The organism is Roseiarcus sp. (assembly GCF_049514155.1).
In the GTDB taxonomy this organism is placed as follows: domain Bacteria; phylum Pseudomonadota; class Alphaproteobacteria; order Rhizobiales; family Beijerinckiaceae; genus Roseiarcus.
Map to the genome: position 1 here is coordinate 1 of NZ_JBEKVH010000134.1, position 11,001 is coordinate 11,001.

Consider the following 11,001-nt stretch of genomic DNA (forward strand, 5'->3'; position numbering starts at 1 on the left):
GCTTCGACCTCGACGTCGGCAGGATATTTCGCCCGCGCGGCGAGGTTGGGCGGCAGGTAGGTGATCCAACCGACGCGGGGCTCGAGGATTCGCCTTGCCTCTCTGGGTTCGACGATACGGGGATGTTGGCGCAAGTATTCGGCAAACCTCAGGCCGTTGGGCGACAAATCGGGGATCGACGGCAGGTCGAGCCCATAGAAAGAAAACATCGCGCACATCTCCGCCGGTCGCCAAACCTCGCGCGCGAATTTCATCAGCGGTCTCAACTCGGAGGCGCGCCACGGGCGGCCCGTGGATGGGCGCACGTCGGACAGCCCCATCTCGATGTGGTTGCCGCCAGATTTTCCGTATGCGCCGATATAGCCGCGCGTGACGGCCACGCTCGCCTTGCGAAAATCATAAGGCGGGGCCCCCGCGTGGCCGCCCCAAACGTAGCTGCCCGCCTCCGGCCAAGGGTCAGGGGGCGAATCGTAGCGCATCATATTTTCGGTCAAGAGCCGTTTCGCGTCGCCTTCGCTGAGTGGGACAGGGATCGTTTGCAGCTTCGTGTCGGGCGATTCGAGCCAGCTGCGATAAACCGAGTCGAAGTCCGGCAGGCCATTGACGAAGCGCGACAGTCGGCGTGCGTCGTCGGCTTGCGGCGGGTCGCGCGGCTCCCACCAAAGGTCGAGTTCCAGATTGCTCATCAGAGACCACCGTTTAGCTCTGAATCGGACGCAGCGCCGCCTCCAGCGCATGCAGCCGCGCCATGCCTTCCCCGTCACCCTCGCCGAACGGCTCTTCGCAGAGCGTGACCAGCGCGGCGCCGTCGGCGAGCGCTTCGACTTCGACGTCGGCGGGATATTTCGCGCGCGCGGCGAGATCGGGCGGAAAGTAGGTGATCCAGCCGATCCAAGGTCGAAGCGGTCGTTCGCTACCGGCCATAATCGAATCGGCGATCTTGGGGCGAGCGCGGGCATACGGAGCGAGCTTCGCAGCGCGCTCTGGGTCGCGGATCCTGGGCAGATCGTAGAAAGAAAACTCCGCGCACATTTCCGCCGGGTCCCAAATGTCGCGCGCGAACTTCATCAACGGCCTCAATTCCGAGGCGCGCCACGGCCGTCCGGAGGTCGGTCGCAACTCCGAGAGCTGCATGAAGACGTGGTTCGGATAGATGGACGCACGCTTACCGAAGGCCCCGACGTTGCATCGAGTGCCCGCGGTGCTTGATTTGTGGAAATCATAGGGCGGCGCCCCAGCGTGTCCTCCCCAGACATAGCTCCCCAGCTCTGGCCAAGGACCAGGGGGCACTTCCTGCTGGGCCACGTTGTCGATCAGAAGTTGCTTCGCCGCAGCTTCAGTGAGGGGGACGGGAACCGTCTCCTTCTTGGTCTTCGGCGACTCCAGCCAGCTTCGATAGATCGGGTCGAAGTCCGGCAGGCCGTTGACAAACCGCGAGAGCCGGCGCGCGTCGTCGGCATGCGACAGGTCGCGCGGCTCCCACCAAAGTTTGAGCGCCAGATCGCTCATCACAGACCTCCGCTCAGCTCTGAATCGGCCGCAGCGCGGCCTCGAGCGCATGCAGCCGGGCCAGGCCAGCGGCGTCGGCCTTGCCGAAAGGCTCCTCGCAGAGTGTGACCAGCGCGGCGCCGTCGGAGAGCGCTTCGACCTCGACGTCGGCGGGATATTTCGCCTGCGCGGCGAGGTCGGGCGGCAGGTAGGTGATCCAGCCAATGCGGGGCTCGAGCGTTCGCTCCCCGCCGGCCCAACTCGAATCAGGGATTTTTTGCGGGTCGAAGAAAGTAAGCGTCGCCCGCATCTCCGCCGGCCGCCAAACTTCGCGCGCGAATTTCATCAGTGGTCTCAGCTCTGATGCGCGCCACGGGCGGCCCGTGGATGGGCGTACGTCGGACAGCCTCATTTGGATGGAATTGCCTCGCGCCGGCTCTCCGTAGGCGCCGATATTGCAAAGCGTGTCAGCGTAGCTCGCCTCGCGAAAGTCATAAGGCGGAGGCCCGGCGTGGCCGCCCCAGACGTAGCTTCCGCGCTGCGGCCAAGGGTCCGGCGGTAAATCGTAGCGCATCATATTTTCGATCAGGAGCCGTGTCGCTTCGGCTTCGCTGAGCGGGACCGGCGCCGTCTCCTGTCTCGTCTCGGGCGACTCGAGCCAGCTGCGATAGATCGAGTCGAAGTCCGGCAGGCCGGTGACGAAGCGGCTGAGCCGGCGCGCGTCGTCCGTCTGCGACGGATGACGCGATCTCCAGTAGAGGTCGAGATGCAGGTTCGTCATAGCAGGCTCCCCTCAGTTCGGATCGTAGACGACAGTCACGACCAACCGTTCGGGCAACTGCAGACTGTCTCTAATCTTGCTCAGTCCGCGATAGCCCTTTTCGGTTTGCGCATGCCAAACGACCAAGCGGCCCGCAGCGAGCGCCGCATCCGCCTGGTCCAGCATTTGAATTCTCGGGTTGTTTTCCGGCTTGATCCACCCGTGCACATCGTCGTTCCCATCGAACATGAAGTCGATGTCCGCCTTGGCTTCGAGCAGGAGACCTGTGGGCGGATCGCAGCCGTCGAAGAACAGGCCGCCGAACCAGATCGCCAACGGGTAAACCAATCCGCTGACGTATTGCTGATAGGCGATCGAATTGGTCGATGTCGTCGTCTGCGGCTCTTTCGTCGGCTCGGGGCAGAGCCTGGGTTCACGATTGTCGGCGACCGGCGCCGCAACCGGTTCGCCGTCCTTGCGGCTTAGATCCGCGACCGCGCGGTCGAGGGCGTCGACCGTCGCGACCAGCGTCTGTCGCTGATCGGGCCCGCTGACGACCCTGGCGACGGCACGGCCGTCGCGGTCAAAGACAAGGCCGTTTGGTGCGGCGCCGCCGACGGCCAGGGTTCGCCATTGTCCGTCAATGAGAACCTTGAGGGTTACCGCGGTTTCGCTTTCGTCGTGCGCCCAGCGATAGGCGATGTCGGGACGGCCTGGGATGCGGCCCTCCTCGACGAGCCGGTTGTCGCTCGGCACGAAGATCGCGTCGAACAGGATCGTCGCGGCGGAGAAGCGCGCCGCCAGCATCGCCAGCCCGCGCAGCGCGGTCGCCGACAAGTCTTCGGCGAGCAACGTATCGACGCCGGCCGCCGGCGCAGAGGCGACGAAGGCCAGCGCCGCGCCGCCGCGCGACGGGTCGACTGGCGCAGGGTTGGCGTCTGGTTTCGGCGCGTCTGCGCCCGGCGCGCCCTGCGTGGACGCGAACCAGCCGGGATTCGGCGGCGCGCCGGTTCTCGGGTGCTTGTCGTCCCAGTCGGCGTCCGCCTTCAGGAGGCCGCAGGCCAGAAGCCCATCGACGAGACGGCGCTTTTCCAAGCCGTCGGCGTGGACGCCCGCGGGCGTGGGAGGATCAGGAAGTCGCAACAGCAAGGCCCCGATCTGGGCGCGGGCGAGTTCTCCGTTCGTCAACGCGGCAGCGACCGCGTCCAACCTCCCGCCTTTGCGCTCGCAGTCGAGCGGGAGGCCATAGAGCTTGGAGAGTTCGCGGTTGAGCGCGCCTCCATCGCGCCGCGTCCAGGCGCCTTTCGAGTCGCGCGCGAGGAGGGCGACGCTCCCCACCCGCAATCCGTCCACGTCGCATTCAATCGCGCCGGGGCGCAGCCGGAAATGGCGCGCGAACGACAGACCGCCCATCTTGTGCTCCGCCGAAGTTCTGAAATTCAGTAGAACATAAGGCGAACAAGACGGCAAGCTTTATGTCACGCCCCTCCCGCGGCGCCTCATCGCAGCGGCAGCGGCGCTACCGGCGTAGGCCCGATCCTTGGACCCGTTGAATGGAGTTCTGGACTACGGCAAATGCTGCGGATCACGAAATTACATCAGTTAAAGTATGTAGAATATAGATCGCAGTCGCCCGCGCACGGCGGCGCGCGGCGGAAATATTCCTCGCAAGCGGTTGAAAAGAGGCCGTCACGCCGGGAAATGGCGCCTCCTGCGGCGGCGTCCGATTTCGAGCGCGCCGTCTACGATTCGCCGCCGCCGAGCAGCCCGCCGAGCAGGCCGCCGGCTGCGCCCAGCGCCGCGCCGGCGGCGACGCCGCCCGCGGTTGAACTGGCGCCGGTATCGCCGCCCTGACGCGGCAGGTAGCGGCCGATCTCCTCGGCGAGATTGAGGATCGGCATGCTCTGCAGCCAGATATGGCCGGGGCCGGTCAGCGTGGCGAGGAACAGGCCTTCGCCGCCGAACAGGATGTTCTTGAATCCCTTGACCATCTGAATGTCGAAACCGACGCCGGGCTCGAACACGCCGACATGGCCGGCGTGGACCAGCAGCCGTTCGCCCGGCGCGAGATCGCGCTCGACGAGTTCGCCCGACAGGTCGAGCCAGACGACGCCGGGGCCTGTCACCTTCTGCAGGATGAAGCCTTCGCCGCCGAAGAAGCCGGCGCCCATGCGCTTCTGCCAGGCGAGTTCCAGCGTCACCGATTTCTGCGCGACGAGGAACGTCTCCTTGCGGCAGATCAGCGATTGGCCGGGCTGCAGCAGCGCCGGGACGATCGTTCCGGGGAAGCGCGGCGCGAAGGCGACATGGCCGGCGCCGCTGGCGGTGAAGTCGGTGACGAAGAACGAGCCGCCGCCGAACGAGCGCTTCAACCCGGCCAGGAAGCCGCCGCCGGTGTGGGTGTCCATCGTCACCTGGTCGTTCATCCACGCCATGGTGTTGGTCTGGCTGTAGACGGTCTCGCCGGGCGAAAGGTCGATCGCCACCGTCTGCATCACGGTTCCGGAAATCTGGTATTGCATCGGTCGTCCTCAAATCGTCGGGGCGGCGTTCAGCGGTTGGCGGCGGCGGAAATGTCGAGCTTGCCGAGGATTTCGCTCGGGTCGCTGACGGCGATGAAGTCGCTCGCTTTCAGCGCGCCGCTCTTGACCTTGGCGCCGATCGTCAGGGTCTTCGGGTCGGCGACGAACTTCTGCGCTTCGGCGGCGAGCGCGAGCCCGGCAGGGCTGCCCCCTAACATCACCGGCGCCGCCTGTCCGACCGCCGCCGACCATTGGGCGCGCAACTTGTCGGGCGCGAGGCCCTGCTGCTTGGCGTAATAGGCGAGCGCCTTCTCGAATATGCCGCCGTTGACGAGCTTGATCTCGATCGACGCGACGCCGGCGTCGAACAGGGCTTGCATACGGCCGGCGCTGTCGGTTCCGAAAAGCTGCGGCGAGACATCGGTGAGTTCGGCCTTGAGCCCGACCGAGCCCATCTGGACGCCGTCGATGGTGAAGTTCTCCAGCGCGAAGGTCTTGGCGTCGGCCTGGTATTTGGCGCCGATCGTCATCGCCAGCTCGAGCTTGGAATAGCCGAGACTGGCGAGGCTCTTGCCCGCTTCCGAACCCGGCGAGGGCTCGATGACGACGCCGGCGACCTTGGCGTCAGCCTGCTTGATCGAGCCGCCGGAATATTCGTTGCGCACCTCGATCGAGGCGACGGCGATGTGGATCGTCTGGCCGGGTTTGTCCTCGGGGTCCGGCGCGACGATGTCGAGCCCGTTGAGGGTCATGCCGGCGAGGCGGCTCGGCGACAGCGCGGCGCTGGCGGGATCGTCGTCGGCCAGCAGTTGCGCGACGTCGAGGCCGTCGAGATGCAGCGCGCCGGACCTGACCGAGACCGCGCCGCCGTTGTCGGTTCCCGTCGCCTCGAGCGAGGCGAGATCGAGCGCCTCGATCCGGCCGGCGTCGACGCGACTGGCGGTCAGGCCGGTCAGGTGGATCTTCGAGCCGTCCTTGCCGAGGATGTCGATCGCGGGAATGGCGATCTTGTCGGCTTTGAGCTTCTGCGCCAGCGCGCGATCGTCGTCCGTCGGCGTGTCGGGCGTCAGCAGTTCGACGACCTCGTCCTTGGTGAGATTGGTGTTGGTGAACTCGACGTGAGCGATGGCGAAAGAATCGCCGTCGAGGGATTTGAACGCGAGATTGTCGATCGTGACGTCGTCCGCGGCCGCCGGCGCGGCGCCGGCGCAGAGCGCGGCGAATAGCGCGACGCCCGCGGATAAGGCGGCGAAGCGCCCGGCGCGGCCGCCCGCCGGACCATTATGCACCAGCGCCATGTTAATCCCCCCTCGACCTGATGTCGCGCCCAACGCAACGAAAGGCGAGGCGAGGATCGCCCAGGCCGCGACATTTGGCAACGCGCCGCGCCGGCCCGCGCCGGCGTGAAAAAGGGCGGTCGCGGGCGCTTGAAAAGAAGTGTAGCATAGGCTACATTCGATCTGTCCAGACGGAGACGGGCCGATGAACAAGGCGATTTCGACCCCCAATTTGAGCGATCGAACCGAGTTGGCGATCCGCGAAGTCGTCGGCGGGCGCCGAGGCGGCCTGGGGGCGGCGCTGCTGTTCGCCGGCCCCGCGGTGATCGCCTCGATCGCCTACATGGACCCTGGCAACTTCGCCACCAACATCCAGGCGGGCGCGAGTTACGGCTATACGCTGCTGTGGGTCGCGCTGTTGGCGAACCTGATCGCCATGCTGTTCCAGGGGCTGTCGGCCAAGCTCGGCATCGTCACCGGCCGCAACCTCGCGGAAATGTCTCGCGACCAGTTCCCGCAGCCGGTCGTCATCGCGATGTGGATCGTCAGCGAAATCGCCGCCATGGCGACCGATCTCGCCGAATTCCTCGGCGGCGCGATCGGCCTTTCGCTTCTGTTCAACATCCCATTGCTCGCCGGCATGATCGTGACGGGGATCGTGACTTACGGCGTCCTGTTGTTCGAACGGGGCGGTTTCCGCCCGGTCGAACTGGTCATCGGCGGCTTGGTGGCGGCCATCAGCCTTTGCTATTTCATCGAGATGTTCATCGCCCCGGTCGACTGGGGTTCGGCGGCGCTGCATTCGGTGCTGCCGCAAATTCCCGATGCCGCGGCGCTGACGATCTCGGTCGGCATCATCGGCGCGACCGTGATGCCACATGCGATCTACCTCCATTCGGGCCTCACCCAGAACCGCGCTCCGGCCCGCGACGACGACGAACGGCGCACGCTGCTGCGCTTCTCCAACGTCGAAGTCGTGCTCGCGCTCGCGGTCGCGGGACTGGTCAACATGGCGATGATCATGATGGCGTCCGCGGCCTTTCATCAGGGCCACAGCGACGTCGCCGAGATCGAGACCGCCTACCATACTTTGACGCCGTTGCTCGGCGGCGCCGCGGCGGCGGTGTTCCTCGTCTCGCTGCTCGCCTCCGGCGTGTCGAGCTCGGCGGTCGGCACGATGGCGGGCCAGCTCGTCATGCAGGGCTTCGTCGGCTTCCGCATTCCGCTGCTGGTTCGCCGCCTGGTGACGATGGTCCCGGCTTTCGTCGTGGTGGCGCTCGGCGTCAACGCGACCAACGCGCTCGTCGTCAGCCAGGTGGTGCTGAGCATCGTGCTGCCCGTGCCGATGATCTCGCTGGTGATGTTCACCCGTCGCCGCGACATCATGGGCGCTTTCGCCAACAGCCGGCTGACCGATGGGCTCGCCATCCTCGGGACCGCGGTCATCCTGGCGCTGAACGTCGTGCTGCTGCTGCAGACGTTCGGCGTCGCGATCCCGGGTCTGTCGTCGACCTGACGCCTCGCCCCGGCGGCGCCGATCAGGGCGCGGGAACGCACGGCCCGACCGCGGCCTCGGTGGCGGCGATCGCGGTCATGTTGACGATGCCGCGCGCGGTCACCGACGGGGTGAGCACGTGCGCGGGCTTGGCCGGTCCGATGAGGATCGGCCCGATCGGCAGCGCGTCGGCGATCACGCGGGTCAATTGTAGCGCGGTGGCGCCGGCGTCGAGGTTGGGGAAGATCAGCACGTTCGCTTCGCCGCTGAGCTTGCAGTCGACGGTCACCCGCGCCCGCGCCACCAGCGACAGCGCGGTGTCGGCCTGCATTTCGCCGTCGATCTCGAAATCCGGGTCGCGCGCCCTGACGAGCTTCAGCGCCTCGCGCATCTTGCGCGCCGAAGGGGTGTCGGCGGCGCCGAAATCGGAATGCGAGACCAGCGCGATCTTCGGCGTCACGCCAAAGCGGCGCACGTGATCGGCGCAGGCGAAGGCGAGGTCGGCGATTTCGGGCGCGGTCGGATCGTAGCGCACATGGGTGTCGGCGAGGAAATAGATTCCCGTCGGCGCGATCACCAGCGACAGCGCGGCGAAGTCGGTCGCGCCCGGCGCCAGGCCGACGATGTCCTTGATGTGCTTGAGGCGTTGCGAGAATCGGCCTTCGAGGCCGCAGATCAGCGCGTCGGCCTCGCCGCGATGCAGCGCCAGCGCGCCGATCACGGTGGTGCTGGTGCGCACCAGCGTGCGCGCCGCGTCGGGCGTGACGCCCTTACGGCCGGCGACCTGGAGATAGGCCGCGACGTAATCGCGATAGCGGGGATCGCTTTCAGGATCGATATTTTCGAAGTCCTTGCCCAGCGTCATGTGCAAACCGTAGCGGCGGATGCGATCGCGGATCACTTCGGGGCGGCCGATGAGGATCGGCTCGGCGAGCCGCTCCTCCAGCACCACCTGGGTCGCGCGCAGCACCCGCTCGTCCTCGCCCTCGGCGTAGATCACCCGCTTGCAGGCGGCGCGCGCCTTGGCGAACAACGGCTTCATCATCAGGCCGGAGCGGAAGACGAAGCGCGACAGACGGTCGGCATAGGCGTCGAAATCGACGATCGGCCGCCGCGCGACGCCACTCTCCATCGCCGCGCGCGCCACCGCCGGCGCGATGCGCATGATCAGGCGCGGGTCGAAGGGGCTCGGGATCAGCGACGCGCGGCCGAACGGCGCGGCCTCGCCGCCATAGGCGCGCGCGACGACATCCGACGGCGCCTCGCGCGCCAGGGCGGCGATCGCCTTGACCGCCGCGTGCTTCATCGCCTCGTTGATCTCGGTCGCGCCGACGTCGAGCGCGCCGCGAAAGATGTAGGGGAAGCAGAGGACGTTGTTGACCTGATTGGCGTAGTCGGAGCGCCCGGTGCAGATCATCGCGTCGGGCCGCGCCTCGGTGGCGAGCTCGGGCATGATTTCCGGCGAAGGGTTGGCGAGCGCCATGATCAGCGGGTCGCGCGCCATCCGCTTGACGTGTTCGGGCTTCAGCACCCCGCCGGCCGACAGGCCGAGGAAGACGTCGGCATCGTCGATCACGTCGGCGAGCGTGCGCGCTTTCGTGTCTTGGGCGTAGAGCGCCTTCCAGCGATCCATCAGCTTTTCGCGCCCGTTGTAGACGACGCCTTCGATGTCGCAGACGAAGATGTTGCCGCGCCTGGCGCCGAGGGAAACGAGCAGATTGAGCGAGGCGAGCGCCGCCGCGCCGGCGCCCGAGCAGACGATCTTGACCTTGTCGAGCCGCTTGCCGGCGAGCTCGAGCGCGTTGGTCACCGCGGCCGAGACGATGATCGCGGTGCCGTGCTGGTCGTCGTGGAAAACCGGAATGCCCATGCGGGCCTTCGCCCTCTCCTCGACCTCGAAGCACTCGGGGCCCTTGATGTCCTCGAGATTGATGCCGCCGAAGGTCGGCTCCAGCGCGACGATGATGTCGACCAGCTTGTCGACATTGGTTTCGTTGACTTCGATGTCGAACACGTCGACGCCGGCGAACTTCTTGAACAGGACCGCCTTGCCTTCCATCACCGGCTTGCCGGCAAGCGGGCCGATGGCGCCGAGGCCGAGCACCGCGGTGCCGTTGGTCAGCACGGCGACCAGATTCTGCCGCGTCGTCAGGTTGGCGGCTTCTTCCGGGTCGGCGACGATCGCCTGGCAGGCGAAGGCGACGCCCGGCGAATAGGCGAGCGCGAGGTCGCGCTGGTTGCCGAGCGGCTTGGTCGCCGCAATCTCGAGCTTACCGGGCCGCGGCAGGCGGTGGTAATGCAACGCGTCGGACTGGAGGACGGTTGGGTCTTCGCCGGACATGATCGTTTCCTCCACCCCCCGCGTGGGCGCCGACTTTTGCCGCAAGCGCGCCGGGACGCAAGTGAAACGATGCCCACCTTTCGTCGCCCCGGCGGGATTTCCTCGGGCGCAAGGCGAGACAAGTCGGCGACGAGCCGGTAAGGTCGCGTCATAAAAGCAAGACTTTCGGGGGGAGCGTGCATGAGGCGGGTATTCCTGGTCGGCGGAGCCGGGTTCATCGGCCGCCGCGTCGTCGCGGCGTTGGCCGAGGCGGGGGAAGAGGCGACGGCGCCGAGCCGCGACGAATTCGACATCGCCCAGGGCGCGCCGGAGGCGCTGGCGGAAAAGCTCGCCGGCGTCGAAGTCGTCGTCAATTGCGCTGGGCTCGGCCGCGACGGTCGCGTCGACAATCTGCGCGCGGCCCATGTCGACGGCCCGACCCGGCTCGCGGCGGCGTGCAGGATCGCCGGAGTGCGCCGTCTCGTCCACGTCTCGGCTCTGGGCGCCGCGCCCGAAGATCCGTCGCGCTTCCTCGCCAGCAAGGGCGAAGGCGAAACGGCGTTGCGCGCGGTCGAAGGTCTCGAAGTTTGCGTCATGCGGCCGTCGCTGGCGCTGGGCGCCGGCGGCGCGGTCGGCGATTTCTTCGCCGCGCTCGCCGCGCTGCCATTGCCGCCGCGGCTCGGACCGGGAAGCTGGCGCGTGCAGCCGCTGCACGTCGACGAACTGGCGCTGCTGATCGCCAAGTTGGCGCTCGCGCCGCAGGTCCCGGCGAGCGTCGATGCGGTCGGCCCGGAAGCGATGACGACCGACGCGCTCGAAGGCGGCTTGCGCGATTGGCTCGGCTTCAAGCCAGCGCGCTTCCTGCCGCTGCCGCGCTTCGCGCTGGCGGCGCTGGCGTGGGCGAACGAGATCGTCGAGGTCGGGCCCGGCGACCGCGAGCTGGTCGCGGCGCTCGAGCGCGGCAACGTCGGCGATCCCGCCGGCGCCGCCGCCGCGCTCGGCCGGCCGCTGCGCTCGCTGTGGCTGAGCTTCAAGCGCGCGCCGGCGACGACTGGCGATCTGTGGCGCGCGCGGCTCTATTTCGTTCAGCCGTTGCTGCGCCTGTCGATCGCGCTGCTGTGGATCGGCACGGCGATCGT

Annotated in this window: 9 protein-coding genes; 2 read left to right on the forward strand and 7 right to left on the reverse strand. The window is 67.3% G+C overall.

All coding sequences use genetic code 11. The features are described from left to right. The 6 genes from ABSF49_RS16570 to ABSF49_RS16595 form a co-directional block, all read right to left on the reverse strand. Positions 1-686: hypothetical protein (locus ABSF49_RS16570; protein WP_424113759.1), on the reverse strand; the 686-nt coding region annotated here is incomplete at its 3' end. Positions 687-699: 13 nt separating this feature from the next. Continuing rightward, on the reverse strand, positions 700-1,509 hold the full coding sequence (locus ABSF49_RS16575) for a hypothetical protein (RefSeq protein WP_424113760.1): 810 nt from the start codon (positions 1,507-1,509) through the stop codon (positions 700-702). A 13-nt stretch (positions 1,510-1,522) separates the two neighbouring features. Further along, the gene (locus ABSF49_RS16580; RefSeq protein ID WP_424113761.1) at positions 1,523-2,269 is read right to left on the reverse strand and encodes an Imm52 family immunity protein; all 747 of its coding nucleotides are present in this window, start codon (positions 2,267-2,269) and stop codon (positions 1,523-1,525) included. Positions 2,270-2,281: 12 nt separating this feature from the next. Then, positions 2,282-3,661, reverse strand: coding sequence for a Tox-REase-5 domain-containing protein (locus ABSF49_RS16585; RefSeq protein WP_424113762.1), 1,380 nt, complete (start codon positions 3,659-3,661; stop codon positions 2,282-2,284). A 329-nt stretch (positions 3,662-3,990) separates the two neighbouring features. After that, positions 3,991-4,770, reverse strand: coding sequence for a TIGR00266 family protein (locus ABSF49_RS16590; RefSeq protein ID WP_424113763.1), 780 nt, complete (start codon positions 4,768-4,770; stop codon positions 3,991-3,993). 29 nt (positions 4,771-4,799) lie between these two features. Further along, positions 4,800-6,068: an aq_1923 C-terminal domain gene (locus tag ABSF49_RS16595; protein WP_424113764.1), complete on the reverse strand. Its 1,269-nt coding sequence runs from the start codon at positions 6,066-6,068 to the stop codon at positions 4,800-4,802. Positions 6,069-6,252: 184 nt separating this feature from the next. Here ABSF49_RS16595 and ABSF49_RS16600 point away from each other — a divergent pair, with 184 nt between their 5' ends. After that, on the forward strand, positions 6,253-7,563 hold the full coding sequence (locus tag ABSF49_RS16600; RefSeq protein WP_424113765.1) for an Nramp family divalent metal transporter: 1,311 nt from the start codon (positions 6,253-6,255) through the stop codon (positions 7,561-7,563). A 22-nt stretch (positions 7,564-7,585) separates the two neighbouring features. On the opposite strand, the gene ABSF49_RS16605 is transcribed toward ABSF49_RS16600, so the two are convergent. Then, positions 7,586-9,883 (reverse strand): NADP-dependent malic enzyme, encoded by a 2,298-nt coding sequence (locus tag ABSF49_RS16605; protein ID WP_424113766.1) that lies wholly within the window; start codon positions 9,881-9,883, stop codon positions 7,586-7,588. Positions 9,884-10,063: 180 nt separating this feature from the next. On the opposite strand from ABSF49_RS16605, the gene ABSF49_RS16610 reads away from it, so the two are divergent. Beyond that, positions 10,064-11,001 (forward strand): NAD-dependent epimerase/dehydratase family protein (locus ABSF49_RS16610; RefSeq protein WP_424113767.1); only part of this gene is annotated, 938 nt, incomplete at its 3' end.